Below are 26,749 nucleotides of genomic sequence, written 5' to 3' on the forward strand. Positions count from 1 at the left end.
GACGGCATGACGGATCAATGGGATGCCGGGCGACTGGACAGTGACCTTGAGGGTGTCGGTTTCGACACCCTGGCGGTTCGCGCCGGTCAGCACCGCACACCGGAGGGCGAGCACAGCGAAGCGCTGTTCCTGACCTCCAGCTATGTCTTCCGCACGGCCGCCGACGCCGCCGCGCGTTTCGCCGGCGAGACGCCGGGCAACGTTTATTCGCGCTACACCAACCCGTCCGTGCGCGCCTTCGAAGAGCGCCTGGCGGCAATGGAAGGTGCCGAGCAGGCCGTGGGTACTTCCACCGGCATGGCGGCGATCCTGGCCGTGGTGATGTCGCTGTGCAGTGCCGGCGACCACGTGCTGGTGTCGCAGAGCGTGTTCGGCTCGACCATCAGCCTGTTCGAAAAGTACTTCAAGCGCTTCGGCGTGCAGGTGGACTATGTGCCGCTGGTCGATCTGAGCGGTTGGGAGCAGGCCATCAAGGCCAACACCAAGCTGCTGATCGTCGAGTCGCCGTCCAACCCGCTGGCCGAGCTGGTGGACATCACCGCGCTGGCCGAGATCGCCCATGCCCGTGGTGCCATGCTGGTGGTGGACAACTGCTTCAGCACCCCGGCCTTGCAGCAGCCGCTCAAGCTTGGCGCCGACATCGTGTTCCATTCGGCCACCAAGTTCATCGACGGCCAGGGCCGTTGCATGGGCGGCGTGGTTGCCGGGCGCAGCGAACAGATGAAAGAAGTGGTGGGCTTCCTGCGCACCGCCGGGCCGACCCTCAGCCCGTTCAATGCCTGGATCTTCACCAAGGGCCTGGAGACGCTCAAGCTGCGCATGCGCGCCCATTGCGAGAGCGCCCAGCGCCTGGCCGAGTGGCTCGAGCAGCAGGACGGTGTGGAGAAGGTGCACTACGCCGGGCTGCCTAGCCATCCGCAGCATGAGCTGGCCAAGCGCCAGATGAGCGGTTTCGGCGCGGTGGTCAGCTTCGAGGTCAAGGGTGGCAAAGAGGGCGCCTGGCGCTTCATCGATGCTACTCGGGTGATCTCGATCACCACCAACCTGGGCGACAGCAAGACCACCATCGCCCACCCGGCCACCACCTCCCACGGCCGCTTGTCGGCGCAGGAGCGTGAAGCGGCGGGCATCCGTGACAGCCTGATCCGCGTCGCCGTCGGCCTGGAAGATGTGGCTGACCTGCAAGCCGATCTTGCCCGCGGTCTGGCGGCGCTGTGATCGACTGGAAGGGTGGCGAGCCTGGCCATAACGGCCGGGTGGCCCTGGTTACCGGTGCCGCGCGCGGCATCGGCCTGGGCATCGCCGCCTGGCTGATCTGCGAAGGTTGGCAAGTCGTCCTCAGTGACCTGGACCGCCAGCGTGGCGCCCGGGTGGCCAAGGCGCTGGGCGACAATGCCTGGTTCGTCAGCATGGATGTTGCAGACGAAGCCCAGGTCAGTGCCGGGGTGTCCGAAGTGCTCGGGCAGTTCGGCCGGCTGGATGCGCTGGTGAGCAATGCGGCCATCGCCAATCCGCACAACCAGACGCTGGAAAGCCTGTCGCTCAGCCAGTGGAATCGTGTGCTGGCGGTCAACCTCAATGGTCCGATGCTGCTGGCCAAGCATTGCGCACCGTACCTGCGCGCCCATGGCGGTGCCATCGTCAACCTGACCTCTACCCGTGCCCGGCAGTCCGAGCCGGATACGGAAGCCTACGCGGCAAGTAAAGGCGGGCTGATGGCGCTGACCCACGCCCTGGCGATGAGCCTGGGGCCGGAAATCCGCGTCAATGCCGTCAGCCCCGGCTGGATCGATGCCCGTGACCCGTCGCAGCGTCGAGCCGAGCCCTTGACTGAGGCCGACCATGCCCAGCACCCGGCGGGCAGGGTAGGGACGGTGGAGGACGTGGCGGCCTTGGTGGCATGGTTGCTGTCGCGCCAGGCGGGGTTCGTCACCGGCCAGGAATTCGTGGTCGATGGCGGCATGACCCGCAAGATGATCTACACCTGAGCGACAAGCTATTAGCTTCAAGCTGCAAGAAGGGACCGCGAGGTCCTTTCGTTGTTTCAGGGTTTCAAAAGGGTGTGCAGACGACGTGCTTTTTTCTTGCCGCTTGCAGCTTCAAGCTAGCAGCTGCTTTTTGATCTTTTTTAAAAAAAATTCAATGGGGCTATTGACTTAGCATTGGTACCTGCGTAAATTTCGCGGCCTCAGCGAAGCAAACGCAACAAGCAACATCGCGGGGGTGATTAGCTCAGCCGGGAGAGCATCTGCCTTACAAGCAGAGGGTCGGCGGTTCGATCCCGTCATCACCCACCACTTCCTGAGAATGTTTCTGGTACAGGATGCTTCTAACGAAGCTGAAAGTCAGAGAGGAACAGGACGCAAGTCCACACTGCGCGGCGGTAGTTCAGTCGGTTAGAATACCGGCCTGTCACGCCGGGGGTCGCGGGTTCGAGTCCCGTCCGCCGCGCCATTTTTCAGTATCAGATGGGTGCCTGGCACCGGTCTGAAGTCGAAGGCAAATATGCCTGAGGCTGATCCCAGTTTCAATCAGGTGCAAACCTGTACGATACGCAGCGGTAGTTCAGTCGGTTAGAATACCGGCCTGTCACGCCGGGGGTCGCGGGTTCGAGTCCCGTCCGCTGCGCCATCTTGTGTTTTGAACTCCTTGAACAGTTCGAAGCAAAACAAAAAAGGCGATCTCGCATCGCTTTTTTTGTGCCTGGCTTTCGCGTCCAAGACGCTTGAAAGCCTGGATCCCAGTTTCAATCGGGTGCAAGCCCGAGCGATACGCAGCGGTAGTTCAGTCGGTTAGAATACCGGCCTGTCACGCCGGGGGTCGCGGGTTCGAGTCCCGTCCGCTGCGCCATCTTCAGTTCTGAGCCCCTTGAACAGCTCGGAACAACAAAAAAGCGACCTTCGGGTCGCTTTTTTCGTTTCTGGCGCTTGTCAGGTTGTCTCATTCAGAGCCTGAAATTACCGATCAACCCTTTCAGCTCGCCGCCCACCCGCTCCAGTTCGATAGACGCTTCCTCGATTTGCCGGCTGGCATCGAGTGAGTGGCCGGCGACATCGCGCACCCGTTCCACATTACGGCGAATGGCCACCACGACCGTGCTTTGCTGCTCGGTACTGGCGGCAATCTGCTGATTCATGCCTTGGATATCATCAACGCTGGTCGTGATGACCTGCAGGGCCTCGCTTGCCTGATTGGCAAGCTCAACGGTGGTGCTGGCCACGCGGCGGTTGCCTTGCAGGTATTCCACCGCCTGGCGGGCACCGTCCTGCAGGCGGGTGATCAGTGTTTCGATCTCGGCAGTGGAGCGCTGGGTACGCAGGGCGAGACCGCGCACTTCGTCGGCCACCACCGCGAAGCCGCGCCCGGCTTCGCCCGCGCGGGCGGCCTCGATGGCCGCGTTCAGGGCCAGCAGGTTGGTCTGCTCGGCCACCGAGCGGATAACCGCCGTGATGCAGTTGATCTGCTCGGCAGAGGCGCACAGCTGTTGCACGGCCTCGGTGCTGCTGCTGATGTCACTGGCCAGTTGGGCAACCTGGCGCTGGGTATCGCTGACCACCTGCTGACTGAGTTCGGCCTTGTCAGTGGCCTGGCGGGTCGCCTCGCTGGCCAGCGAACTGTTGTGCGCCACCTCCTGCACGGCGCAGGCCATCTGGCTCATGGCCGCCGCCACCTGGCGAGTTTCGCTCTGCTGGCTGGCGGCACCGCTGCTGGTGCGTTCGATCACGCAAGCCAGGGCCGCCGAGGCCTGTGAAAGCTGCTCGCAGGCCTGGCCGATCCGGCGCAAGATACCGCGCAAATTGGCGCTGCTGCGCTCAAGGGCCTGGAGCAGTTGGCCGAACTCATCTTGGCGTGGGCCAAGGTCATTGGCGCTCAGGTCGCCTTCGCCAATGCGCCGGGCCATGTCCAGTGCCTGTTGCAGGGGGGCGCAGATCTGCCGGATCAGCAGCCAGGCTACCAGGCAGGCCAGCAGCAATGTGCCGCAGAACACGGCAAGCATGAGGCGCGTGCGTTGGCCGAGCTCGGCGGCACTGACCTGGTTCTGCTGGGTGATCAGTTGGTTGATGTGTTCGATGGCCGCAAGCACTTGTGTGGTGAGCTGTTTGCCCGTGGAGCCGACCAGTGTCTCAGTACCTGCCTCGAGGCTGTGCTGCAGATCGTCCATGTAGTTGCCCATGATCTTGCGTGTGGCGCCAAGATGGGTCTGCGCCTGGGGGGAGGGCATCTGCGTCAGATTCTCGTCGATCAGCCCGTTTACTTTTCGGTAGGCGTGGCGCAGGTTTTCCAGCTCTGCATGTTCACCGTTCAGCGCATAGGCCATCTGTGTGGCGCGGATGTCGTTGAGGTTGTCGAGAATGTAGTTGACCGAGACCAGGCGTTCAGCCCGATGGGTCAGGGTGCCGAGGGTGAAGATCGCGGTCAGGACGAGGAGGGCTGCCAGCAAGACCAGTGGGGAGAGGCTAAGCAAGAGTTTCAGGCGGACCGGCAGATTCTTCATCAGCGATTTCCTTGGGCATTCGAACGGGCGAATGAGTCTAGCGAGGGAATTTCCTTATCTGCTTAGGAGGTTCTTGTGACTGGTGTACGAAAAATCGCTAATTATCGCGAGAAAGTTCCCGGCGCTTTGGTCGGCGTCATCCACGCCTTTACATGAACCTTGCGCAATGTTGGCCCTTTCAAGGTTTCGGTGGCTTGTGGATGTGTTGCACAATAGGCACCGTTCGATTTACCCGGAATTCACGATGTCCAGATCATCCGTCTACGGTGCGCTCGGGCTGGCCCTTGTGCTGGCGGGCGTATCCGGTTGCTCCTCGAAGAAGGCTACCGTGTACGAGCACGAGAACTTCGACGACTCGGGCACCTTCTCACGCAGTTTCCCGGTCAGCGAAGCGGGCTCCTGCGAAGCTGCCCGGCGTGCGCTGCTCAGCCAGGGCTACATCATCACCAGCAGCGATGCCAACCAGGTGGCCGGCAACAAGAGTTTTCAGCAGAGCGCCGAAAACCACATGCAGATCAGCTTCAACATCACCTGCGTGCCGGACATGAGCGACAAGCAGCGTTCGACCATGTTCGCCAACGCCCTGCAGGACCGCTACACCCTGAAAAAATCCAACACCTCTGCCAGCTTGGGGGTCGGGGTGCTGGGCTCGGTGTCGATGCCGATCGGCTCCAGCGACGACTCGATGGTCAAGGTCGCCAGCGAGACAGTGGCCGCGCCACAGTTCTACGAGCGTTATTTCGCCTTGGTGGAGGGCTACCTGCCGAAGCCGAAAAAGGTGAAGAAGGCCGATACCCCTGTCGAGCCGCCGAAAGTGGAGCAACCAGCGCCAGCCTTGGGGCTGCCCGAGCCTGCGCCAACCCCGCTGGCACCCGCCCAGCCAGAGGCGGCGCCGCTGGCGGCAAGCGCCCCAGTGGCCGCGTCTGCCGCAGCCCAGGCCAGCGCACCTGCCGCCCCTGAGCCGGCCCCCGCCGTGCCCGTTCACGAAGCGCCGGCAGCTCCGGTGGTGGATGACAGCCACGGTTCGCAACCGGTTGCACCGCCCGTCGAGGCGGCCCCGATCCAGGCCCTGCAGCAGCCTGCGCAGAGCGAAGCGGCACCGGCTTCGCCGTGAGCGGTCGCTAACTTCCCGCAGGCCTGCTACGTTTACCGTTCATGGGGCTGTAATGGCTCTGTCATCCGACCCGCTTAGGGTTTGTACGAAAAGTCGCCGAGCGGCGATCAGGCAAGGCGAAAACAGGCGAGGAAGCGGAGTTTGCTGGTTGCAAATGAGCATTCCGAGCCTGTTTTCAACGCAGCATGATCGTCGCGCAGGCACTTTCCGTACAAACCCTAGGGTGGCGGTGGATCCCATGAACGACAACGAGGAAGCAGGCAGATGGACGACTACCAGGAAGAATTGCTCGAATTCCAGGCTTATGAACTGGATGTGCCTGAGCCGGCGGACGACGCCACCGAGCTTTAACCCACCTGCCGCTGATGGCGGCGAAACTCCCCCGGCGTTACGCCCGTCCAGCGCTTGAATGCGCGCTGGAAGGCCTCGGCCGATGCAAACCCCAGCAGATAGGCGATTTCGCCGAAGGCCAGCTCCGTGTCGCGGATGTAGGTCTCGGCCAGGTCGCGGCGTGTATCGTTGAGCAGGTTGCGATAGCGCGTGCCTTCTTCGGCGAGTTTGCGCCGCAGGGTCCAGGTGGGCATCTGCAGGTGCTGCGCCACTTCCTCCAGATCCGGTTCGCGGCCGCCATTGAGCAGCGGCCCCAGCAGGTGGGTGATACGTTCGCCCAGGCTGCGTACCCGGGTGCGCTGGGCCAGTTCCGTTTCGCACAGCTGCAACAGGTGCTGCCAGGTGCTCGGGCAGTGTTGCGGGTTGGCCAGGGCCAGGGTGGCCTGGCCCAGGCGTAACTGGTTGGCTGCGGCGCCAAACTGCACGGTGGTGCTGCACAGGCGCTGGTATTGATCGGCATAAGCCGGCGCTTCGAACTCGATCTCCAGCCGCTCGGCCTGGATCGGCCTGCCGGCCAGGCTGGACAGTTGCGCCAGCCAGCCGCCGAGCAGCGAGTCGACCACGAAGCGGTTGTAGGCGTTGTACGGGCTGATGGAGTAGAAGCGCAGCCAGGCGCCTTGTTGGTCTTCATGAAAGCTCGACTGGCCACGGTAGTTGGCGGCATACAGCGGCTCGAAGCGCAGCAGCGTACGCGCGGCCTCGCCGAGGGTCGGCGCCTGGGCGGCGGTGACGCCGGCCAACCCGGCCTGGGCCAGGTGGCTGAGCTGGCCCATGTGCAAACCCAGGGCAGGCTCAGCGCTCAAGGCGATGGCGGCGTGGCCCAAGTGCATGTAGCGCGGAATCGACAGGCGCGCCCCGGGTTCGGCCAGGCGCCGATTATCCAGCCCATAACGCAGCAGCAGTGGCTGCGGATCGTGGCCGAGCTGGCCGAGCGCTTCGGCCAGGGGCTGGACGAAGCCTACCGACAACTCGCCCAGGCGCACGCGCTGACGGGGCATGGCGTTACAGCCACAGGTTGAGCAGGCGGGCGCCCTGGCTGGCGCTGCCCGCCCACAAGGTGCCGGCCTCGCTGGCAAAGCCCTGGCCGCCACCGCTCTGTTCCCAGAACTGCCCACGCATGAACACGCTCATGCTGGCGGCGCCGTCGCTGGCCGCCTGGGTCAGCCGTTGCCAGGCCTCCTGCTCGCTGACCTCGCCACGCTGCAACGGCAGTTCGGCCGCCGCGGCCTGGTGACGGTTGCCGCGCCAGGGCAGTTGCCAGCGCTGCTTGCCGCTGAGAAACACCGGGTTGGCGATCAGTTGCACCGACTGCCCGGCCAGCAGCCGGTAGTTGTCCGGGTACCAGCTGTCACTGCCGACCAGCACGCCCAGGCGCCCGGCGGGTGTCTGCAGCACCTGCAGCGGCTGCTGGCGGCCATGGTGGATGTAGCGGCGGGTTTCGCTGTCCGGGTAGCGCTGGTATTGCGGTTGCCCCAGCACGCTGCCGTCAGCGGCGAACACCAGGCTGCTGTTGAACAGCGGGCCGCTGCCGGCATGCAGCACGCCGTTCTTCACGTAAGGGGCGGGCAAGACAATCGAACCGGCCACCAGGGTGACCCCGAACTCCCGCGCCAGACCGCCGAACAGCTGCTGGTAATCGGCGGCCATCTGCGCGGCCTTCATGCGCAGGCGCGCATCGCTGCGCCGGTCGTCGCCGCTGGCCGACAGCATCGCCAGGCCGTAGCGCAGCGGGTTGCTCAACTCCAGCCATTGCCAGGCCTCGCGGTCGCGGGTGGCCTGGTACAGCTCGTTCTTCTCGCCGCGGGCCCACAGCCAGGTGCCGATATGCTCGGGCAGCACCACCACGGTACGGGCATTCACCAGGCCCTGGTCACGGGCCTGCTGCAGGTACGCCGACAGCTTGCGGTGCAGGCGTGCAAGGTTCTGGTAATCGCCTGGGTACAGCAGCGGTTCCACACCCAGGAGGTTGCCGTGCTCGCCCGGCACTCCCTGGTTGAGCGCCAGCTCGATACGCAGATCGGACAGGTAGTGGCCTTCCGGTCGTTGCAGGGTCCAGAAGCCATAGCCGCAAAGGCCGGCGATGATGACCAGCGCCAGGGCGCCGGCTAGCAGTTTTCGCATGGAGCGGTTCAGCGCAGTGGGGGAAAGAGGAGGTTAGGGTAAGCCTGCTGTGCAGCAGGATCAATAAGTTGTCAGTTTCGATCATTGAGCGCATTCAAACGCCTGTTTAATGTCGGCCACAGACAAACGACGGGGCCCGCCTTCGAGGTTCCCGCATTCCGTGATCACGCCACCTGTGGAGCTTATCCATGGCCAACACCCCTTATCCGCACCTGCTGGCCCCACTCGACCTGGGCTTCACCACCTTGCGCAACCGTACGCTGATGGGCTCGATGCACACCGGGCTCGAAGAGCGCCCGGGCGGCTTCGAGCGCATGGCGGCCTACTTCGCCGAGCGTGCCCGCGGTGGTGTCGGCCTGATGGTCACCGGCGGCATCGCTCCCAACGACGAGGGTGGGGTGTATTCCGGTGCGGCCAAGCTGAGCACCGAAGCCGAGGCCGACAAGCACCGGATCGTCACCGAGGCCGTGCATGCAGCCGGTGGCAAGATCTGCCTGCAGATCCTTCACGCCGGGCGCTATGCCTATAGCCCCAAGCAGGTGGCGCCCAGTGCCATCCAGGCGCCGATCAACCCGTTCAAGCCCAAGGAGCTGGACGAGGAGGGCATCGAAAAGCAGATCGCCGACTTCGTCATCTGTGCAAGCCTGGCCCAGCGCGCCGGCTACGACGGCGTCGAAATCATGGGTTCGGAAGGCTACTTCATCAACCAGTTCCTGGCGGCCCACACCAACCACCGCACTGACCGCTGGGGCGGCAGCTACGAGAACCGCATGCGCCTGGCGGTGGAGATCGTGCGCCGGGTCCGCGAGGCGGTCGGGCCGAACTTCATCATCATCTTCCGCCTGTCGATGCTCGACCTGGTCGAGGGCGGCAGCAACTGGGAAGAGATCGTGCTGCTGGCCAAGGCCATCGAGCAGGCCGGCGCCACCCTGATCAACACTGGTATCGGCTGGCACGAGGCGCGCATCCCGACCATCGCCACCAAAGTGCCGCGCGCGGCATTCAGCAAGGTTACCGCCAAGCTGCGCGGCGCGGTGAGCATTCCGCTGATCACCACCAACCGCATCAACACCCCTGAGGTGGCCGAGGCCGTGCTGGCCGAAGGCGACGCCGACATGGTGTCGATGGCCCGGCCGTTCCTGGCCGACCCGGACTTCGTCAACAAGGCCGCGCAAGGCCGCGGCGACGAGATCAACACCTGCATCGGCTGCAACCAGGCCTGCCTGGACCACACCTTCGGCGGCAAACTGACCAGCTGCCTGGTCAACCCGCGTGCGTGCCACGAGACCGAGCTCAACTACCTGCCAGTGCTCAACGTCAAGCGCATCGCCGTGGTCGGCGCCGGCCCTGCCGGCCTGGCTGCCGCCACCGTGGCTGCCGAGCGTGGCCACCAGGTGACCCTGTTCGATGCCGCCAGCGAAATCGGCGGGCAGTTCAATGTGGCCAAGCGTGTGCCGGGCAAGGAGGAGTTCTTCGAGACCCTGCGCTACTTCCGTAACAAGGTGAAGAGCACCGGCGTCGACCTGCGGCTCGATACGCGCGTCGATGTGGCGGCGCTGGTCGAGGGCGGTTTCGACGAAATCATCCTGGCCACCGGCATCGCACCGCGCACCCCGGCCATCCCCGGCATCGACAATGCCAAGGTGCTCAGTTACCTGGACGTGCTGCTGGAGCGCAAGCCGGTGGGCGAGCGGGTGGCGGTGATCGGCGCCGGCGGTATTGGTTTCGATGTGTCCGAGTACCTGGTGCACAAGGGCGTGGCCACCAGCCAGGACCGCGAGGCGTTCTGGAAGGAGTGGGGCATCGACGGCCAGTTGCAGGCCCGTGGCGGCGTGGCCGGTATCAAGGCCGAACCGCATGCCCCGGCGCGCCAGGTGTACCTGCTGCAGCGCAAGAAAACCAAGGTCGGTGACGGCCTGGGCAAGACCACCGGCTGGATCCACCGCACGGGGCTGAAGAACAAGCAGGTGCAGATGCTCAACAGCGTCGAGTACCTGAGCGTGGACGATGCCGGCTTGCATGTGCGCGTCGGTGAAGGCGAGCCGCAGTTGCTGGCGGTGGACAATATCGTCGTCTGCGCAGGGCAAGACCCGCTGCGCGAGTTGCACGAAGGGTTGTTGGCCGCGGGGCAGTCGGTGCACCTGATCGGTGGCGCGGACGTGGCTGCAGAGCTGGATGCCAAGCGTGCGATCAACCAGGGGTCGAGGTTGGCCGCCGAGCTGTGATCGCTTGAGAAACCCCATCGCCGGCAAGCCGGCTCCCACAGGGATCACTCTAGCCTTGTGGGAGCCGGCTTGCCGGCGATAGGGCGCAGCGCGCCCATGCGATAAACTCGCGCCATGCCCGAATTCTCCCTGCCCCAAGCCCCCCTGCAGCGCCTCGATCTGCCCTGGCTCCAGCATGCCGGTCTGGAGGCCGCCGTCCTGCGCCTTGACCTGATCGACCCACTGATCAGCGGCAATAAATGGTTCAAGCTGCGCCACCACCTGCTCGAAGCCCGGCAGGCCGGATCACCGGGCCTGATCAGCCTGGGCGGCAACCACTCCAACCACCTGCATGCCCTGGCCGCTGCCGGCAAGCGCTTCGGCTTCGCCACCGCCGGGCTGCTGCGTGGCCATGAGCAGGACACGCCGACCGTGCGCGACCTTCGGGCGCTGGGCATGCAGTTGCACTGGCTGGGTTACGCAGGTTACCGAGACCGGCACCAGGCGGGTTTCTGGCAGCCCTGGCAGGCCCGTTATCCGGGCTGGCACTGCATCCCCGAAGGCGGCGGCGGCCCCGCCGGTGCCCAGGGCTGCGCGCTGATCGTCGAGCAGTGCCGGGCACAACTGGCCGCACTGGGTTGGCAGGACTACGACGCCTGGTGGCTGGCCGCCGGTACCGGCACCACCCTGGCGGGGCTGGTGTTGGCGGAGCAGGGCAGGCATGCGGTGCATGGTGCCCTGGCGGTGCCTCTGGATCATGGTGTGCCGCAAACCGTGGCGGCACTGGCTGGGCCGTACGGATACACGCTGCATGAAGCCAGCCGTGGCGGCTTTGCCCGGATCGATGACGAGCTGTTGGCGTTCGTCGCCGATAGCGAACGGCAGGCTGGCTTACCGCTGGAAGCCTTGTACACCGGCAAGGCGCTGCTGGCCCTGCGTGACCAGGTGGCGGCCGGGCGCTTCAAGCCCGGCACCCGCCTGGTGTTCCTGCACAGCGGTGGCCTGCAGGGGCGACGCGGTTACTTGTAGGGCAGCATGCGCAGCAGGGTGTTGTCGCGGCGCACGTAGTGGTGATACAGCCCGGCGAGTGCGTGCAGGCCGATCAGCCAGTAGCCCCAGCTGCCGATGCGTTCATGCCAGCCTTTGATGAACTTGGCCAGGTCCGGGTCCGGCGCGACGATGGCCGGCAGCTCCAGGCCATAGAAGGGGATCGGCTTGTCGGCGGCGCTGAGGATCGCCCAGCCGGCCAGCGGCAGGCCGATCATCATCAGGTACAGCAGCAGGTGCACCAGGTGCGACAACCCGGTCTGCCAGGCCGGTGGCTTGGGCACGATCGCTGGGGTGGGGCGCGACAGGCGCAGGGCCAGGCGCAGCCACACCAGCACGAACACGCTCAGGCCAAGCATGAAGTGCAAATCCTTCATCACATCGCGTTCGGCGCTGCCCTTGGGGAACAGGCCGCGCAGCTCGATGCAGGCGTAGACGGCGGCCAGCAGCACCAGCATCAGCCAGTGCAGGGTGATCGACAGCCGCGAGTAATGGGCTGCGGGGGTGGATGAAACCATGGTGGATCCTCGTCATCAGGTCTGGAAGGGCGCTCTTGATTGGCGCCTGCCCTCAACTTTAATCGCTGGCGTGAAAAACGGCTTGCTTCAGATCTATCAAGTGCAGCCGACATAGCGAACCAGGTGGTGGCCATGGGCCTGCGCCTGTTTTCTATCGCACAAGGATGATGTGTTCAATGAAACCCCTGATTACCGCCCCTCGGGCGGCGCTGTTGGCTTTCCTTTCCCTGCTGCTTGCCGGTTGTGAGCAAGCCCCGGCCGTCAAGACGCCGCCGGTTGCCCAGATGACCATTCCGCTGTGCGTCAACGACCAGTGCGCGGTACTGGATCAAAATGGCGCCTTTCGCGTCGGCCCTGACAACGACTACGACCTGATCTACACCCAGCCCTTCACCAATGCCTTCATCTTTGGCAAAGGCGACTACTGGAACCTGGCCAGTGGCGACGGCAAGCAGGTGCTGCGCGCCGAGCTCACCGATGAGGTCTTCCCCTTGACGCCGGGCCTGTTCGGCTTCGTGCGCGATGGCAAGTCCGGGGTGATGGACGAGCAGGGCAAGGAAGTCCTGCCGGCCGCGTTCGATAGCATTTATGTCGGTGGCGAAAATGACTTCATCGTCGTTGAGCTGGATGAGCGGCGCGGCATCCTTACGCCCAAGGGCGAGAAGGTCAGCGAAGCGGTGTTCGATTCGATGTACGTGCGCGACGATTTCGCCAAACGCGGCAACTGGGTGCTCGCCCAGAAAGGCAGTGAAAACTGGGGCTACAACCTGCAGACCAAGGTGCTGCGCAAGCTTGATTTCGACACCATTACCAGCGCGGCGGATGGTTTCCTGGTGGTCTCCCGCGAAGGGCAAGCCGGTGTCGGCCTGGCCAATGCCGCAGGCGATCTGGTGATCCCGCTCGGTAAATACTGGCTGGGCACCCCGGGCGCTGGCCTGGTGGGTTACCGCGATGGCTACGACAAACCCTGTGGTTATCTCGACTACCAAGGCAAGGTGATCATCGAGGCGCAATACCAGAGCTGCGAAACCTTCGGCAAGACCGGTGCCATGGTGCAGGTGCCACGCACCGAGGAAGATCGTGGCAAGGCCGGCATGATCGGCCACGACGGCAAGTGGCTGATCCAGCCCGAATACGATTCGGTCGGTGACGCAGGCCTCGGCCTGATGGGCATGAGCGGCCATCGCCCGGGTTTCAACCATATCGGCAAGCTGCAGAACGCCTTCCTGGCGACCTACGGCACCATCGACCTGGACCAGGGCAAAGTGCTGGTTCAGCCCACCTACCAGCAGATCGGCGTGATCACCCCCAAGCGCTTTGCCTTCACCGAACTGAAGTCGCCGCGCAAGACCGTGACGTTCCTCGGCATGCCGAGCGAGACCGCCACCGTGGGCCTGATGGACGAGCAGGGCAAGGTGCTGATCAAGCCTGAGCAGTTCGTGATGCTCAAGCTGACGGCGGACGGGCACCATCTGGTGGCTTCCGAGGGCAGCACTTCGGACGCTTCGCGGGCGCTGTACGACCTCGACGGCAAGCTGCTGGTGCCGGCCAAATGGCAAGACCTGCAGGTTGACGAAGCAAGGGGTGCAATCTTCGGCTACCGGGTCGAGGGCAATGGCGACGACGCCGTGCGAACCCTGCGTGCCCTGTACTGCCTGGACGGCACCGTGGTGTTCGACACCAACCGTCTGCCGTGCGGTGCGGAGCAGGTAGTGGATGGCAAGGGCAAGGTGCTGTGGCCGCAGGATGCCCAGGCCCATTGCCCGGCGCCTGAGCCTGTGGCCGAGGCCTCCTGATCTTCCCTCGCGCCTGCCGGGCCTCTTCACGGATCAGCCGCTGAAGGGGCCTGGGCTCATCACCCAGGCAGGTGTGGCCAGCTGTCGGCCACCAGGAATACCCGCTCGACCTCTTCCCAGGCCCCGTCTGCCTGCTGCGCCATTCTGGCCAGCAGTTGTGCGGGTGCGTGGGCGTCCAGCCCCGCCAGCCACACCTGGAATTGCGCTGCACTCAAGCAGTCCCCTGGCGCCAGGCGTGCCGGTGCCAGCCAGGCATGCCGGGGCAGGGGCTGCCAGCGCTGCGCCGGGTCGTTGGCCCAGTCTCGCCGATGCAGCCAGCCGCCACGCAGGTGTTCGGGGTGGCTGCCGGAGGGCGGTCGGGCTGCCGGGCCTGCCAAGGGATAGAACAGATAACCGCCGAGCCACAGGTGTGCCTGCACTTTGTCCACGCCCAGCGAGTCGAGCACCTGACGACTGTGCGGGCCACTCGACATGGGCAACTGGTGGTGCGCCAGGTGCGCCAGTTTCTGTCCCAGCCGGTCATGACAGCCAGGCCCAAGCCAATCGGCCGGGTCGCTGCCCTCACCCGTACTGGGCCCCAGGTAAAGCTTGATTGCCAGCTCCAGGTGATGATCGCCTTGGCGGTCGCGCAGCAGGATGTCCAGCTCGCCCAGGGTGTGCCCGCCATCGCGGATCGCCAGGTTGGCCGCCAGCAGCTCGATGCCGGGCGCCTGGCGCAAGGCGAACTGCCACAGCGCTTCGTAGTACAGCCCCAGCCGACGGCTGCTCAGGCGTGCCAGCCCTTCGAGCAACGGCGCCGGGGCCTGGTCGAGTGCGCGCAGCCAGTCGGCCAGGCGCGCCGGGTCGTCGGCCCAGCCGCTGGCGTGGAGCGGGTGGCGCTGTGGCTGCGGGGTGTCTTGCAACAGGGGCGGCGACAGGATCGTCCAGGCCAGGTCGCGCACCGCGGGGTGGCGCAACTGGCGGGGCAGGGGGGCGAGGTCGGCGAAGGGCATCATCCCGCGAGCATAGCCGGTTTGCCGCTGCCCGGTGCTTTCGCCCATAATCCCGGCATAGTCACCCCGCCGCAGAGCCTTGCAGGAGCACCATGGAGCAATTTCGCAATATCGGTATCATCGGACGCCTTGGCAGCTCCCAGGTGCTCGACACCATTCGCCGACTGAAAAAATTCCTCCTCGAGCGCCACCTGCACGTGATCCTCGAGGACACCATCGCCGAAGTACTGCCCGGCCACGGCCTGCAAACCTCCACCCGCAAGCTGCTGGGCGAGGTGTGCGACCTGGTCATCGTGGTCGGTGGCGACGGCAGCCTGCTTGGCGCCGCCCGCGCCCTGGCTCGGCACAACATTCCGGTGCTGGGCATCAACCGCGGCAATCTGGGTTTCCTCACCGATATCCGCCCCGATGAGCTGGAACAGAAAGTCGCCGAAGTGCTCGACGGCCACTACCTGGTAGAGAACCGCTTCCTGCTGCAGGCCGAGGTGCGCCGCCACCACGAGGCCATCGGCCAGGGCGATGCGCTCAACGATGTGGTGCTGCACCCGGGCAAATCGACGCGGATGATCGAGTTCGAAATCTACATCGACGGCCAGTTCGTCTGCAGCCAGAAGGCCGACGGCCTGATCGTCGCCACCCCCACCGGTTCCACGGCCTATGCGCTGTCTGCCGGCGGGCCGATCATGCACCCCAAGCTCGACGCCATCGTCATCGTGCCGATGTACCCGCACACGCTGTCGGGCCGGCCGATCGTGGTGGATGGCAACAGCGAGCTGAAGATCGTGGTGTCCAACGACCTGCAGATCTACCCGCAGGTCTCCTGTGATGGCCAGAACCACTTCACCTGCGCCCCCGGCGACACCATCACGGTGAGCAAGAAACCGCAGAAGCTGCGCCTGATCCATCCGCTCGACCACAACTACTACGAGGTCTGCCGCACCAAGCTTGGCTGGGGCAGCCGCCTGGGGGGCAGGGACGACTGATGCTCGATCCGGCGCGCAGTTTCGACATCATCGGTGACGTGCACGGTTGTGCGCTCACCCTCGAGCGCCTGCTCGACGCCCTCGGTTACAAACGCATCGGTGGTGTATGGCGGCACCCACGGCGCCAGGCGCTGTTCCTCGGCGATATCGTCGACCGCGGCCCGCGCATTCGCGAAGCGCTGCACATCGTCCACGACATGGTCGAGGCCGGCCAGGCCTTCTGCATCATGGGCAACCACGAATACAACGCCCTGGGCTGGGTCACGCCGGCGCTGCCGGGCAGTGGCAAGGCCTACGTGCGCGAACACACGCCACGGCATGCCCGGCTGATCGACGAAACCCTCACCCAGTTCGCCCAGCACCCCGGCGACTGGCACGACTTCATCCAGTGGTTCTACGAGCTGCCGCTGTTCGTCGACGCCGGGCGTTTCCGCCTGGTGCACGCCTGCTGGGACCCGCAGTTGATCGAACCGCTGCGTAAGCAGTACCCCAACGGCTGCATCGACGAGCACTTCGTGCAGGCCTCGGCAGTGTCCGGCAGCTTCGCCGCTACCGTGTGCAATCGCCTGCTGCGCGGCACCGACATGCGCTTGCCGGACGGCCTGACGCTGACCGGCGGCGATGGCCTGACCCGCGCCTTCTTCCGCACCAAGTTCTGGGAAGAAGACCCGCAGACCTACGGCGATATCGTCTTCCAGCCCGACGCGTTGCCCGACGAGGTGGCGCGTGCGCCGCTCAGCCATCACCAGAAGAACGCCCTGTTGCGCTATACCGAGGACGAACCGCTGCTGTTCGTTGGCCACTACTGGCGCAGCGGCCGCCCGGCGCCGATTCGCGGCAACCTGGCCTGTCTGGACTACAGTGCCGTGCTGTACGGCAAGCTGGCCGCCTACCGGCTGGATGACGAAATCCGCATCGACCCGCATAAGTTCGTCTGGGTCGACGTCGAACGCCCACAGGCCAATCAATGAACGTGATCGAAGTGCTGCGCCTGCCGCTGGCGGTCGACCTCAGCGGTTTCGTCGCCCTGCTGCGGCGCCTGCAGGTGCCGCATCGGGTGGTCGAGGAGGGCGGGGAGCAGGTGCTGTGGGTGCCGCCGGCGATTGCCGAGGATGTTCGCGAGCTGTACACGCGCTACCCCGACGGCAATGCCGATCTGCAAGCCATCCCGGAGCCTGCGCAAGGCAGCTTGGCTGCGCCTGCGCCCTCCTTGAAAGAACAGGCCATCGCCTGCAAGGTCACCGCCAGCGTGCTGTTCCTGTGCCTGGTGGTCGCCGGCCTGACCGGCCTGGGCGACAACCTGACCACCATCGCCTGGTTCACCTTCCTGCCGTTCCAGGTGCAGGGCGAATACCTGTATTTCACCCCGCTGCTGCAGGCGCTCGGCGAAGGCCAGTGGTGGCGCCTGGTGTCGCCGATGCTGCTGCACTTCGGCGTGCTGCACCTGGCGATGAACGGGATGTGGTACTGGGAGCTGGGTAAACGCATCGAACTGCGCCAGGGCCCGTGGATGCTGCTGTCATTGACCCTGCTGTTCAGCCTGGTCTCCAACCTGGCCCAGCACTTCACCAGCGGCCCGAGCCTGTTCGGTGGCTTGTCCGGCGTGCTGTACGGCTTGCTCGGGCATGTCTGGCTGTACCAGAAGCTGGCGCCCAATCCGCAGTTCAGCCTGCCCCGGGGCGTGCTGGCGATGATGCTGATCTGGCTGCTGGTGTGCCTGAGCGGTGTGGTGGGGCAGCTCGGCTTCGGCCAGATCGCCAACGCCGCCCATGTCGGCGGGTTGCTCATCGGTTGCCTGACGGGGCTCTTGGGTGGATGGCTCGCCCGGCGTAAACTGTCCGCCTGACTGAGGAGACACCATGTCCACGTTCGCGCAAATGATCGAAAACATCACCCCCGAGATCTACGAAAGCCTGAAAACGGCCGTCGAAATCGGCAAATGGTCCGATGGCCGCAAGCTCACCGCCGAGCAGAAAGAACTGTCGCTGCAGGCCGTGATCGCCTGGGAAATCCAGAACCTGCCCGAAGACCAGCGCACCGGCTACATGGGCCCGCAAGAGTGCGCATCGAAGTCCGCGCCGATCGCCAACATCCTGTTCAAGTCGGACTCGGTACATTGATCGAACTCGCTCGTGGCTCTTTGAGCAAGATGGCGGTGCGTCTGGAAGCACCGGTCGTTCAATACAGTTTCCGCCTGGACGACACCCAGGTGCCGGTGAACCCGCTGATCGGCCAGTCGATCCGCCTGGAGTACCTCGGCGCCATCCACTGCACCCACTGCGGCAAGCGCACCAAGACCAGCTTCAGCCAGGGTTACTGCTACCCGTGCATGACCAAGCTGGCCCAGTGCGACGTGTGCATCATGGCCCCGGAACGCTGCCACTACGATGCCGGCACCTGCCGTGAGCCGTCGTGGGGCGAGCAGTTCTGCATGACCGACCACGTGGTGTACCTGGCCAACTCGTCGGGCATCAAGGTCGGCATCACCCGTGCCACCCAACTGCCCACCCGCTGGCTCGACCAGGGCGCCAGCCAGGCGCTGCCGATCATGCGCGTGGCCACCCGGCAACAGTCCGGGCTGGTCGAAGACATCCTGCGCAGCCAGGTGCCGGACCGCACCAACTGGCGTGCATTGCTCAAGGGCGATGCCGAGGTGCTCGATCTGGTGGCCATCCGCGAACAGATTTTCGACGCCTGCGCCGACGGTATCCGTGGGTTGCAGGAGCGCTTTGGCCTGCAGGCCATCCAGCCGCTGCCCGACGCCGAGGTGGTGCAGATGCGCTACCCGGTCGAGGCTTACCCGAAAAAGATCGTCAGCTTCAACCTCGACAAGGACCCGGTCGTGGAAGGCACGCTGCTGGGCATCAAGGGCCAGTACCTGATCTTCGACACCGGCGTGATCAACATTCGCAAGTACACGGCCTATCAACTGGCCGTGCTCCAGTAAAGGATCGTCACCATGCGTACCGAACAACCGCAAGTGATCTACCTCAAGGACTATCAGGCCCCCGAGTACCTGATCGACGAGACGCACCTGACCTTCGAGCTGTTCGAGGACCACACGCTGGTGCACGCGCAACTGGTCATGCATCGCAACCCCGCGCGTGGCGCGGGCTTGCCGCCACTGGTGCTCGACGGCCAGCAGCTGGAGTTGCTGAGCGCATCGCTGGATGACCAGGAACTGCAAGCGGGCGACTATCAACTCGACGACAGCAGCCTGACCCTGCAGCCGAAAACCGAGCGCTTCACCCTCGACACCAGCGTGAAGATCCACCCGGAAAGCAACACTGCGCTGGAAGGCCTGTACAAGTCCGGCAAGATGTTCTGCACCCAGTGCGAGGCCGAGGGCTTCCGCAAGATCACCTACTACCTCGACCGCCCGGACGTGATGAGCGTGTTCACCACTACCGTGATCGCGGAGCAGCATCGCTACCCGGTGCTGCTGTCCAACGGCAACCCGATCGGCAGCGGGCCGGCCGAAGACGGCCGCCACTGGGCCACCTGGGAAGACCCGTTCAAGAAGCCGGCCTACCTGTTCGCCCTGGTGGCGGGTGATCTTTGGTGCGTCGAGGACTCCTTTACCCGCCAATCGGGTCGCGACGTGGCGCTGCGCATCTATGTCGAGCCGGAAAACCTCGACAAGTGCGACCACGCCATGGTCAGCCTGAAGAAGTCCATGCGCTGGGACGAAGAGGTCTACGGCCGTGAATACGACCTGGACATCTTCATGATCGTCGCGGTCAACGACTTCAACATGGGCGCCATGGAAAACAAGGGCCTGAACATCTTCAACTCCAGCTGTGTGCTGGCCCGTGCCGAGACCGCCACCGACGCTGCCCACCAGCGCGTCGAAGGCGTGGTCGCCCACGAGTACTTCCACAACTGGTCGGGCAACCGCGTGACCTGCCGCGACTGGTTCCAGCTGTCGCTCAAGGAAGGCTTCACGGTGTACCGCGATGCCGAGTTCAGCGCCGACATGAACTCGCGCACGGTCAAGCGCATCGAGGACGTCGCCTACCTGCGCACCCATCAGTTCGCCGAAGACGCCGGCCCCATGGCCCACCCGATCCGCCCGGACAGCTTCATCGAGATCTCCAACTTCTACACCCTGACGGTGTACGAGAAGGGCGCCGAGGTGGTCGGCATGGTCCACACCCTGCTGGGGGCCGAGGGCTTCCGCAAAGGCAGCGACCTGTATTTCGAGCGCCATGACGGCCAGGCGGTGACCACCGACGACTTCATCAAGGCCATGGAAGACGCCAACGGCGTCGACCTGAGCCAGTTCAAGCGCTGGTACAGCCAGGCCGGCACCCCGCGCCTGGAAGTCAGCGAGGCTTACGATGCCGCTGCGCAGCGCTACAGCCTGACCTTCCGCCAGAGTTGCCCGCCGACCCCAGGGCAGGTCGAGAAGCTGCCGTTCGTGATCCCGGTGGCACTGGGCCTGCTGGACGCCGAAGGCCATGACCTGCCGCTGCGCCTGGCCGGCGAAAGCGCCACCAGCGGCACCAGCCGCGTGCTGTCGGTGACAGAGGCCGAGCAGACCTTCACCTTCGAAGGTATCGCCAGCAAGCCGCTGCCCTCGTTGCTGCGCGGCTTCAGCGCCCCGGTCAAGCTGAGCTTCCCCTACGACCGCGACCAGCTGATGTTCCTCATGCAGCACGACAGCGACGGCTTCAACCGCTGGGAAGCGGGGCAGCAGCTGGCGGTACAGGTGCTGCAGGAACTGATCGGCCAGCACCAGCGTGGCGAAGCGCTCACGCTTGACCAGCGCCTGATCACTGCACTGGGTACCGTGGTTGGCAATGAGTCGCTGGACCCTGCCATGGTCGCCGAGATGCTCTCGCTGCCGGGCGAGGCCTACCTCACCGAGATCAGCCAGGTGGCCGATGTGGACGCCATCCACGCGGCCCGCGAGTTTGCCCGCCAGCAGATCGCCGCGCAGATGTTCGACGCCCTGTGGGCCCGTTACCAGGCCAACCGCGAAGTGTCGCGCAAGACCCCTTACGTCGCCTCCGCCGAGCACTTCGCGCGCCGCAGCCTGCAGAACATTGCGCTGTCGTACCTGATGCTGAGCGGCAAGCCGCAGGTAGTTGAAGCGACCCTGGAGCAGTTCGATCAGTGCGACAACATGACCGAGCGCCTCACCGCCCTGGCGGTGCTGGTCAACTCGCCGTTCGAGGCTGAGCGGGCCAAGGCCCTGGAAACCTTCGCCGAGCACTTCAAGGACAACCCGCTGGTCATGGATCAGTGGTTCAGCGTGCAGGCGGCAAGTGCCTTGCCGGGCGGACTGGCGCGGGTCAAGGCACTGATGCAGCACCCGGCCTTCACCTTGAAGAACCCGAACAAGGTGCGGGCACTGGTCGGTGCTTTCGCCGGGCAGAACCTGGTCAACTTCCATGCCGCTGACGGTTCGGGGTATCGCTTCCTGGCGGACCTGGTGATCGAGCTCAATGCACTGAACCCGCAGATCGCTTCGCGCCAGTTGGCGCCGCTGACCCGCTGGCGCAAGTATGACGATAAGCGTCAGGCGCTGATGAAGGGTGAGTTGGAGCGGATTCTGGCTTCGGGCGCGCTGTCCAGTGATGTGTATGAGGTGGTGAGCAAGAGCCTGGCGTAAGCCTGGAGAAGTTGGGGCTGCTGCGCAGCCCTTCGCGGGTAAACCCGCTCCCACAGGGTTTCATGCAATCCCTGTGGGAGCGGGTTTACCCGCGAAGGGCCGCGCAGCGGCCCCAAATGTTTTTGTGGTTAACAAAACATAACGTCCCGCTCGTTGTTTTCTGTCGGATTACCCCGATAGGATGGCCCGAAGCTATTCCAGGGCTCTGGAACAGGGTTTCTCAGCACCTGGCAATAGATTGACCCAGCACAAGAACACAAAAGGGGCAGTCATGAGAGAGCGGATCACGGCACGGGGCCGGCACGGCGCCTGGCCATTGGCAGCCAGCGCGATGCTGGCGCTGGCACTGGCGGCATGGGCGGGCAGCGTCGATGCGGCGGTGGCCGCCGAGGAATACTCGGTGGAGTCGGCCAAGGCCAGCCAGAGCCTGTTGATCGGTGCCACCCACGCAGGCAAGCGCCTAGTGGTGGTCGGCGATCGCGGCCATATCCTGTTCTCCGACGACCAGGGCAAGACCTGGACCCAGGCCCGGGTACCCACCCGGCAACTGCTCACCGCCGTGTTCTTCCTCGATGACAAGCGCGGCTGGGCCGTTGGCCATGACGCGCAGATCCTCGCCAGCAGCGACGGCGGCGCGACCTGGAGCAAGCAGTTCGAAGACCGCTCCCGCGAAGCCCCGCTGCTCGATGTGCGCATGCTCGACCCGCAACAGGGTTTTGCCGTCGGTGCCTATGGCACGGTGCTCGAAACCCTCGACGGTGGCCAGCACTGGCAAGACGTCGGCGAGCGCCTGGACAACCCCGATCAATTGCACCTCAACGCCATCACCTTGGTGAAAGGCGCCGGCCTGTTCATCGTCGGCGAGCAAGGCAGCATGTTCCGCTCCAGCGACAACGGCCAGAGCTGGTCGAAAGTCGAAAGCCCCTACGAGGGCTCGTTGTTCGGCGTGATCGGTACCGCCCAGCCCAACACCCTGCTGGCCTACGGCCTGCGCGGCAACCTGTTCCGTTCCACCGATTTCGGTGACAGCTGGCAGCCGATCGAGCTTCGGGCCGAACGTGGCCCGCTCGAATTCGGCCTGGCAAGCGCTACGCTTCTCGAGGACGGCAGCGTGGTACTGGTCGGTAACGGCGGCAGCGTGCTGCGCAGCCACGACGACGGGCAGAGCTTCAGCGTGCGCAATCGCGCCGACCGCGTCGCCCTGGCCGGGGTCAGCGGCCTCGCCGGCGGCGGCCTGCTGCTGGTAGGGCAGGGCGGTGTGCACCTGGCATCGGCCGACGGCACCCAGGAGGTGCGCCCATGACCAGCCGGGAGAGCTTCGACATGCAGCACAAGGACAAGGCCACCCTGCTGGAACGCCTGATCTTCAACAACCGCCCCATGGTCATCGCCATCTGCGTGCTGGTGAGCCTGTTCCTGTTCTGGCAGGCCACGCAGATCCGCCCGTCCACCAGTTTCGAAAAGATGATCCCGCTGCAGCACCCCTTCATCGAGCAGATGATGGAGCACCGCAACGACCTGGCCAACCTCGGCAACACCGTGCGCATCTCGGTCGAGGCGGTCAACGGTGACATCTTCGACAAGGACTACATGGAAACGCTGCGGCAGATCCATGACGAGGTGTTCTACATCCCCGGCGTCGACCGCGCCGGCCTCAAGTCGTTGTGGAGCCCCAGCGTGCGCTGGAGCGAAGTCACCGAAGAGGGCTTCTCCGGCGGCGAGGTGATCCCCAACACCTACAACGGCTCGCAGGGCAGCCTCGACACCCTGCGCGACAACGTGCTCAAGTCCGGCCAGGTCGGGCGCCTGGTGGCCAACAACTTCAAGTCCAGCATCGTCGACATTCCGCTGCTGGAGAGCTTCCCCGACCCCCAGGACCCAGGCAAGCAGGTCAAGCTCGACTACCAGCAGTTCTCCCATCAGCTGGAAGAAAAGATCCGCGACAAGTTCCAGGCGCAAAACCCCAACGTCAAGATCCACATCGTCGGCTTCGCCAAGAAGGTCGGTGACCTGATCGACGGGCTGGTGATGGTGGCGATGTTCTTCGGCATCGCGCTGGTGATCACCTGGGCGCTGCTGTACTGGTTCACCTGGTGCATCCGCAGCACCATCGCCGTGCTGATCACCACCCTGGTGGCGGTGGTCTGGCAGTTGGGGCTGATGCATGCGGTGGGCTTCGGGCTCGATCCGTATTCGATGCTCGTGCCGTTTTTGATCTTCGCCATCGGCATCTCCCACGGGGTGCAGAAGATCAACGGCATCGCCTTGCAGTCCAGTGACGCCGACAATGCCCTGACCGCAGCCCGGCGTACCTTCCGCCAGTTGTTCCTGCCGGGGATGATCGCCATCCTGGCCGACGCCGTGGGCTTCATCACCTTGCTGATCATCGATATCGGGGTGATTCGCGAGCTGGCCATCGGTGCCTCGATCGGCGTGGCGGTGATCGTCTTCACCAACCTGATCCTGCTGCCCGTGGCCATCAGCTATGTCGGCATCAGCCAGAAGGCCATTGCCCGCAGCAAGAAGGACGCTACCCGCGAGCACCCGTTCTGGCGCCTGCTGGCCAACTTCGCCAGCCCCAAGGTGGCGCCGGTGTCCATCGTGCTGGCACTGCTGGCCTTCGCCGGCGGCCTCTGGTACAGCCAGAACCTGAAGATCGGCGACCTCGACCAGGGTGCCCCGGAGCTGCGCCCCGACTCGCGCTACAACCAGGACAACCGTTTCATCATCAGCAACTACTCGACCAGCTCCGACGTGCTGGTGATCATGGTCAAGACCCCGGCCGAGAGCTGCTCGATCCACTCGACCATGGCGCCCATCGACGAGTTGATGTGGACCATGGACAACACACCGGGCGTGCAATCGACCATCTCCCTGGTGACCGTGTCCAAACAGGTCATCAAGGGCATGAACGAGGGCAGCCTGAAGTGGGAGACGCTGTCGCGCAACCCGGGCATCCTCAACAACTCCATCGCCCGTGCCGACGGCCTGTACAACGGCGACTGCTCGCTGGCACCGGTGCTGGTGTTCCTCAACGATCACAAGGCCGAAACCCTGGAACGGGTCACCGCCGCGGCCAAGGCCTTCGCCGACAGCCACAACAAGGACGGCCTGCAGTTCCTCCTGGCGGCGGGTAACGCCGGGATCGAGGCAGCGACCAATGAAGTGATCAAGTCGGCCGAGCTGACCATCCTGATCCTGGTCTACCTGTGCGTGGCGGTGATGTGCATGATCACCTTCCGCTCCTTTGCCGCCACCCTGTGCATCGTGCTGCCGCTGGTGCTCACCTCGGTGCTGGGCAACGCGCTGATGGCGTTCATGGGCATTGGCGTGAAGGTCGCAACGCTGCCGGTGGTGGCGCTGGGTGTGGGCATTGGCGTGGACTACGGCATCTACATCTACAGCCGTCTGGAGAGCTTCCTGCGCGCAGGCCTGCCACTGCAGGAGGCCTACTACCAGACGCTGCGCTCCACCGGCAAGGCGGTGCTGTTCACTGGCCTGTGCCTGGCCATCGGCGTGTGCACCTGGATCTTCTCGGCCATCAAGTTCCAGGCCGACATGGGCCTGATGCTGACCTTCATGCTGCTGTGGAACATGTTTGGCGCACTGTGGCTGCTGCCGGCGCTGGCGCGGTTCCTGATCAAACCGGAGAAGCTGGCGGGCAAGGAGGGCGGGTCGATCTTCGCCCACTGATCCTCAGCAAGGGGCCGCTCTGCGGCCCAATCGCCGGCAAGCCGGCTCCCACAGGTATTGCGCTGGCCTTGAAGATGGCGCGATCTCTGTGGGAGCCGGCTTGCCGGCGATTGGGCTGCAGCGCAGCCCCATGGCTATAATGGCCGCCCAATTTCCCGGATGTCCCCATGACCCTCGCCACCACCCTCGCAGCCTGCGACATGCTGCTGATCGACGGCCTGCATGCCTTCGACTTCACCTTCGACGAAACCGGCCTTGTGATCGAGTGCATGGACGGTCGCCAGCTGCGCCGCTGGACCTTCACCCCCGAGCAAGTCGCCGCCGCCACTGGCGCGGGCGACGACTGGCGGCTGGCCTCTGCCGAGGGTGAGCATCGTCTAGTCTGTATGAGTGCTTTCAGAGCCCCGGATGAAGAAGACGATGAATCGGACGTGGACCAGCCTGCTGACCGCTAGCCTCATGACCCTTGCAATCAATGCCCACGCCGCCACCTTGCTGGTGGGCAGCTACACCGATGGCCCCAGCCAGGGCATCTACCGCTACGGTTTTGACGAGCGCAACGGCCACATCGATGCCAAGCCCCAGCAAGTGGTCAAGGCGGTCAGCCCGTCATGGCTGGTGCTGTCCGCCGACCAGCGCCTGCTGTTCGCGGTCAACGAGACTGCCCAAGGCCATGCCAGCAGCTTTTCGCTGAGCAGCAAGGGCGAGATCAAACCGCTGAACCAAGTACCCAGCCAGGGCGACGAGCCGACCCACGCCAGCCTCAGCCACGACCAGCGCTACCTGTTTGTTGCCAACTACGCCGTCGCCCCCGACCCCGGCGGCAGCCTGGTGGTGATCCCGGTGGCGAAGGACGGCAAGCTCAAAGCGGTGGTGCAACAGGCACGGCATGCGCCGAGCAAGGTCAACCCCGAGCGCCAGGCCGGTGCCCATGTGCATTCGCTGGTGCTGTCGCCCGATGGTCGCCACCTGTACGCCTGCGACCTGGGCGCGGACAAGGTATTCATCTACCGCTACGACGGCGCCAGCCCCGAACACCCGCTGAGCCCGGCGATCCCGCCAGCGGTCGACCTGCCGCCGGGCAGCGGGCCGCGGCATCTGCTGTTCGACGCCAAGGGCAAGCACGCCTACCTGACCCTGGAAATGAGCGCCGAAGTGGTGGTTTTCGATGCCCAGGATGGCGCGCTCACCGAGCGCCAGCGCTTGCCGCTGACCGACCTCAAGGACCCCGCCGCCAAAGCCGCCGGCGGGCTGCACCTGTCGGCGGATGGCCGTTTTCTTTACGTCAGCAACCGAGGCACGGCCAATGAGATCGTGGTGTATGCGGTGGGCAAGGACGACGGCCAGCTGACCCTGCTGCAGCGCCGTTCGGTGGAGGGCGATCATCCCCGGGAGTTCACCCTCGACCCCAGTGGCGACTTCCTGCTGGTAGCCAACCAGAAGAGCAACCAGATCGTGGTCATGCACCGCGATCCGCGCAAGGGCACCCTGGGCCAGACCGTACAGAAGTTCGACCAGCCGGCGCCGTCGGACCTCAAGTTCCTCGAGTGATAAGTCTTGCTTGTGGGGGCAACTGTCTTGCTCGCCATTCAAACAGCTGCGCGATTCCTGTGGGAGCGGGTTTACCCGCGAACACGGGCAAAGCCCATGCCAGGCACCTAGGTTCATCTTCGCGGCTAAATCGCAGCGGCGAACCGCCGCTCCCACAGGCAGAGTGCAGGGCGAGGCAATTATCGATTGCCGTGATATTTGCTACTGCCGCAATGAATTTCAGACAGC

Annotated in this window: 21 protein-coding genes and 4 tRNA genes; 20 read left to right on the top strand and 5 right to left on the bottom strand. The window is 64.7% G+C overall.

What is annotated here, in order from left to right; genetic code table 11:
* Window positions 1-6 precede the first annotated feature (6 nt).
* The 6 genes from EJA05_RS08380 to EJA05_RS08405 all read left to right on the top strand — a co-directional run bounded on the left by EJA05_RS08380 (window position 7) and on the right by EJA05_RS08405 (window position 2,850).
* A complete protein-coding gene (locus EJA05_RS08380; protein ID WP_125857919.1) occupies window positions 7-1,218 on the top strand; it encodes an O-succinylhomoserine sulfhydrylase in 1,212 nt (403 codons plus the stop codon).
* Window positions 1,215-1,988, top strand: coding sequence for an SDR family oxidoreductase (locus EJA05_RS08385; protein WP_125857920.1), 774 nt, complete (start codon window positions 1,215-1,217; stop codon window positions 1,986-1,988). Before EJA05_RS08380 ends, EJA05_RS08385 begins: the two co-directional genes overlap by 4 nt.
* 233 nt (window positions 1,989-2,221) lie before the next feature.
* Window positions 2,222-2,297, top strand: a tRNA-Val gene (locus tag EJA05_RS08390).
* Window positions 2,298-2,377: 80 nt separating this feature from the next.
* Window positions 2,378-2,454 (top strand) — tRNA-Asp (locus tag EJA05_RS08395).
* A gap of 100 nt (window positions 2,455-2,554) precedes the next feature.
* Window positions 2,555-2,631 (top strand) — tRNA-Asp (locus EJA05_RS08400).
* Window positions 2,632-2,773: 142 nt separating this feature from the next.
* A tRNA-Asp gene (locus tag EJA05_RS08405) sits at window positions 2,774-2,850 on the top strand.
* A 94-nt stretch (window positions 2,851-2,944) separates the two neighbouring features.
* On the opposite strand, the gene EJA05_RS08410 is transcribed toward EJA05_RS08405, so the two are convergent.
* The gene (locus EJA05_RS08410; RefSeq protein WP_125857921.1) at window positions 2,945-4,495 is read right to left on the bottom strand and encodes a methyl-accepting chemotaxis protein; all 1,551 of its coding nucleotides are present in this window, start codon (window positions 4,493-4,495) and stop codon (window positions 2,945-2,947) included.
* Between the two features lie 244 nt (window positions 4,496-4,739).
* Here EJA05_RS08410 and EJA05_RS08415 point away from each other — a divergent pair, with 244 nt between their 5' ends.
* Window positions 4,740-5,609 carry a DUF2242 domain-containing protein gene (locus EJA05_RS08415; protein WP_125857922.1) on the top strand — a complete coding sequence of 290 codons (870 nt, stop codon included), beginning with the start codon at window positions 4,740-4,742 and terminating at the stop codon, window positions 5,607-5,609.
* Window positions 5,610-5,956: 347 nt separating this feature from the next.
* On the opposite strand, the gene EJA05_RS08425 is transcribed toward EJA05_RS08415, so the two are convergent.
* Window positions 5,957-6,997, bottom strand: coding sequence for an AraC family transcriptional regulator (locus EJA05_RS08425; RefSeq protein ID WP_125857923.1), 1,041 nt, complete (start codon window positions 6,995-6,997; stop codon window positions 5,957-5,959).
* A gap of 4 nt (window positions 6,998-7,001) precedes the next feature.
* Window positions 7,002-8,120: a nitrilase-related carbon-nitrogen hydrolase gene (locus tag EJA05_RS08430; RefSeq protein ID WP_125857924.1), complete on the bottom strand. Its 1,119-nt coding sequence runs from the start codon at window positions 8,118-8,120 to the stop codon at window positions 7,002-7,004.
* A 188-nt stretch (window positions 8,121-8,308) separates the two neighbouring features.
* On the opposite strand from EJA05_RS08430, the gene EJA05_RS08435 reads away from it, so the two are divergent.
* Together EJA05_RS08435 and EJA05_RS08440 are read left to right on the top strand one after the other, a co-directional pair.
* Window positions 8,309-10,345: an NADPH-dependent 2,4-dienoyl-CoA reductase gene (locus EJA05_RS08435; RefSeq protein ID WP_125857925.1), complete on the top strand. Its 2,037-nt coding sequence runs from the start codon at window positions 8,309-8,311 to the stop codon at window positions 10,343-10,345.
* 114 nt (window positions 10,346-10,459) lie between these two features.
* Complete coding sequence (locus EJA05_RS08440) at window positions 10,460-11,353, top strand: 1-aminocyclopropane-1-carboxylate deaminase/D-cysteine desulfhydrase (protein ID WP_125857926.1); 894 nt, start codon at window positions 10,460-10,462, stop codon at window positions 11,351-11,353.
* Here the strand turns inward: EJA05_RS08440 and EJA05_RS08445 are convergent.
* The gene (locus tag EJA05_RS08445; RefSeq protein ID WP_110995853.1) at window positions 11,344-11,889 is read right to left on the bottom strand and encodes a cytochrome b; all 546 of its coding nucleotides are present in this window, start codon (window positions 11,887-11,889) and stop codon (window positions 11,344-11,346) included. The two genes, EJA05_RS08440 and EJA05_RS08445, sit on opposite strands and share 10 nt — an antisense overlap.
* A 176-nt stretch (window positions 11,890-12,065) precedes the next feature.
* Between EJA05_RS08445 and EJA05_RS08450 the strand changes: the two genes are divergently transcribed.
* Window positions 12,066-13,685 (top strand): WG repeat-containing protein, encoded by a 1,620-nt coding sequence (locus EJA05_RS08450; RefSeq protein ID WP_190306038.1) that lies wholly within the window; start codon window positions 12,066-12,068, stop codon window positions 13,683-13,685.
* Between the two features lie 59 nt (window positions 13,686-13,744).
* On the opposite strand, the gene EJA05_RS08455 is transcribed toward EJA05_RS08450, so the two are convergent.
* Window positions 13,745-14,725 (bottom strand): DUF1853 family protein, encoded by a 981-nt coding sequence (locus EJA05_RS08455; RefSeq protein WP_125857928.1) that lies wholly within the window; start codon window positions 14,723-14,725, stop codon window positions 13,745-13,747.
* Between the two features lie 44 nt (window positions 14,726-14,769).
* Between EJA05_RS08455 and EJA05_RS08460 the strand changes: the two genes are divergently transcribed.
* From EJA05_RS08460 to EJA05_RS08505, 10 genes are all read left to right on the top strand, one after another.
* Entirely contained in the window at window positions 14,770-15,660 is an 891-nt protein-coding gene (locus EJA05_RS08460) for an NAD(+) kinase (RefSeq protein ID WP_110995856.1), read from the top strand.
* A complete protein-coding gene (locus tag EJA05_RS08465; protein WP_125857929.1) occupies window positions 15,660-16,631 on the top strand; it encodes a metallophosphoesterase in 972 nt (323 codons plus the stop codon). The genes EJA05_RS08460 and EJA05_RS08465 overlap by 1 nt, the downstream gene beginning before the upstream one ends.
* Window positions 16,628-17,506, top strand: coding sequence for a rhomboid family intramembrane serine protease (locus EJA05_RS08470; protein WP_125857930.1), 879 nt, complete (start codon window positions 16,628-16,630; stop codon window positions 17,504-17,506). The genes EJA05_RS08465 and EJA05_RS08470 overlap by 4 nt, the downstream gene beginning before the upstream one ends.
* A gap of 13 nt (window positions 17,507-17,519) precedes the next feature.
* Window positions 17,520-17,780: a YeaC family protein gene (locus tag EJA05_RS08475; RefSeq protein ID WP_110995859.1), complete on the top strand. Its 261-nt coding sequence runs from the start codon at window positions 17,520-17,522 to the stop codon at window positions 17,778-17,780.
* Entirely contained in the window at window positions 17,777-18,607 is an 831-nt protein-coding gene (locus EJA05_RS08480) for a DUF2797 domain-containing protein (protein ID WP_110995860.1), read from the top strand. Before EJA05_RS08475 ends, EJA05_RS08480 begins: the two co-directional genes overlap by 4 nt.
* 12 nt (window positions 18,608-18,619) lie before the next feature.
* Window positions 18,620-21,277: an aminopeptidase N gene (gene pepN / locus EJA05_RS08485; RefSeq protein ID WP_125857931.1), complete on the top strand. Its 2,658-nt coding sequence runs from the start codon at window positions 18,620-18,622 to the stop codon at window positions 21,275-21,277.
* A 271-nt stretch (window positions 21,278-21,548) separates the two neighbouring features.
* Window positions 21,549-22,580: a WD40/YVTN/BNR-like repeat-containing protein gene (locus EJA05_RS08490; RefSeq protein ID WP_125857932.1), complete on the top strand. Its 1,032-nt coding sequence runs from the start codon at window positions 21,549-21,551 to the stop codon at window positions 22,578-22,580.
* Complete coding sequence (locus tag EJA05_RS08495; RefSeq protein WP_125857933.1) at window positions 22,577-24,970, top strand: efflux RND transporter permease subunit; 2,394 nt, start codon at window positions 22,577-22,579, stop codon at window positions 24,968-24,970. The genes EJA05_RS08490 and EJA05_RS08495 overlap by 4 nt, the downstream gene beginning before the upstream one ends.
* 167 nt (window positions 24,971-25,137) lie before the next feature.
* The gene (locus EJA05_RS08500) at window positions 25,138-25,425 is read left to right on the top strand and encodes a DUF5629 family protein (RefSeq protein WP_125857934.1); all 288 of its coding nucleotides are present in this window, start codon (window positions 25,138-25,140) and stop codon (window positions 25,423-25,425) included.
* Entirely contained in the window at window positions 25,391-26,521 is a 1,131-nt protein-coding gene (locus EJA05_RS08505; RefSeq protein ID WP_190306039.1) for a lactonase family protein, read from the top strand. Before EJA05_RS08500 ends, EJA05_RS08505 begins: the two co-directional genes overlap by 35 nt.
* The last annotated feature ends 228 nt before the right edge of the window (window positions 26,522-26,749 follow it).

The sequence above is a fragment of the Pseudomonas oryziphila genome (assembly GCF_003940825.1).
GTDB classification, from domain to species: domain Bacteria; phylum Pseudomonadota; class Gammaproteobacteria; order Pseudomonadales; family Pseudomonadaceae; genus Aquipseudomonas; species Aquipseudomonas sichuanensis.

Excerpts from the sequence above, each read along its gene's own strand:
- EJA05_RS08380 (WP_125857919.1), top strand. The coding sequence starts at position 7 with ATGACGGATCAATGGGATGCCGGGCGACTGGACAGTGACCTTGAGGGT.
- EJA05_RS08410 (WP_125857921.1), bottom strand. The coding sequence starts at position 4,495 with ATGAAGAATCTGCCGGTCCGCCTGAAACTCTTGCTTAGCCTCTCCCCA.
- EJA05_RS08415 (WP_125857922.1), top strand. The coding sequence starts at position 4,740 with ATGTCCAGATCATCCGTCTACGGTGCGCTCGGGCTGGCCCTTGTGCTG.
- EJA05_RS08425 (WP_125857923.1), bottom strand. The coding sequence starts at position 6,997 with ATGCCCCGTCAGCGCGTGCGCCTGGGCGAGTTGTCGGTAGGCTTCGTC.
- EJA05_RS08430 (WP_125857924.1), bottom strand. The coding sequence starts at position 8,120 with ATGCGAAAACTGCTAGCCGGCGCCCTGGCGCTGGTCATCATCGCCGGC.
- EJA05_RS08435 (WP_125857925.1), top strand. The coding sequence starts at position 8,309 with ATGGCCAACACCCCTTATCCGCACCTGCTGGCCCCACTCGACCTGGGC.
- EJA05_RS08440 (WP_125857926.1), top strand. The coding sequence starts at position 10,460 with ATGCCCGAATTCTCCCTGCCCCAAGCCCCCCTGCAGCGCCTCGATCTG.
- EJA05_RS08445 (WP_110995853.1), bottom strand. The coding sequence starts at position 11,889 with ATGGTTTCATCCACCCCCGCAGCCCATTACTCGCGGCTGTCGATCACC.
- EJA05_RS08450 (WP_190306038.1), top strand. The coding sequence starts at position 12,066 with ATGAAACCCCTGATTACCGCCCCTCGGGCGGCGCTGTTGGCTTTCCTT.
- EJA05_RS08455 (WP_125857928.1), bottom strand. The coding sequence starts at position 14,725 with ATGGGCGAAAGCACCGGGCAGCGGCAAACCGGCTATGCTCGCGGGATG.
- EJA05_RS08460 (WP_110995856.1), top strand. The coding sequence starts at position 14,770 with ATGGAGCAATTTCGCAATATCGGTATCATCGGACGCCTTGGCAGCTCC.
- EJA05_RS08465 (WP_125857929.1), top strand. The coding sequence starts at position 15,660 with ATGCTCGATCCGGCGCGCAGTTTCGACATCATCGGTGACGTGCACGGT.
- EJA05_RS08470 (WP_125857930.1), top strand. The coding sequence starts at position 16,628 with ATGAACGTGATCGAAGTGCTGCGCCTGCCGCTGGCGGTCGACCTCAGC.
- EJA05_RS08475 (WP_110995859.1), top strand. The coding sequence starts at position 17,520 with ATGTCCACGTTCGCGCAAATGATCGAAAACATCACCCCCGAGATCTAC.
- pepN (WP_125857931.1), top strand. The coding sequence starts at position 18,620 with ATGCGTACCGAACAACCGCAAGTGATCTACCTCAAGGACTATCAGGCC.
- EJA05_RS08490 (WP_125857932.1), top strand. The coding sequence starts at position 21,549 with ATGAGAGAGCGGATCACGGCACGGGGCCGGCACGGCGCCTGGCCATTG.
- EJA05_RS08495 (WP_125857933.1), top strand. The coding sequence starts at position 22,577 with ATGACCAGCCGGGAGAGCTTCGACATGCAGCACAAGGACAAGGCCACC.
- EJA05_RS08500 (WP_125857934.1), top strand. The coding sequence starts at position 25,138 with ATGACCCTCGCCACCACCCTCGCAGCCTGCGACATGCTGCTGATCGAC.
- EJA05_RS08505 (WP_190306039.1), top strand. The coding sequence starts at position 25,391 with ATGAATCGGACGTGGACCAGCCTGCTGACCGCTAGCCTCATGACCCTT.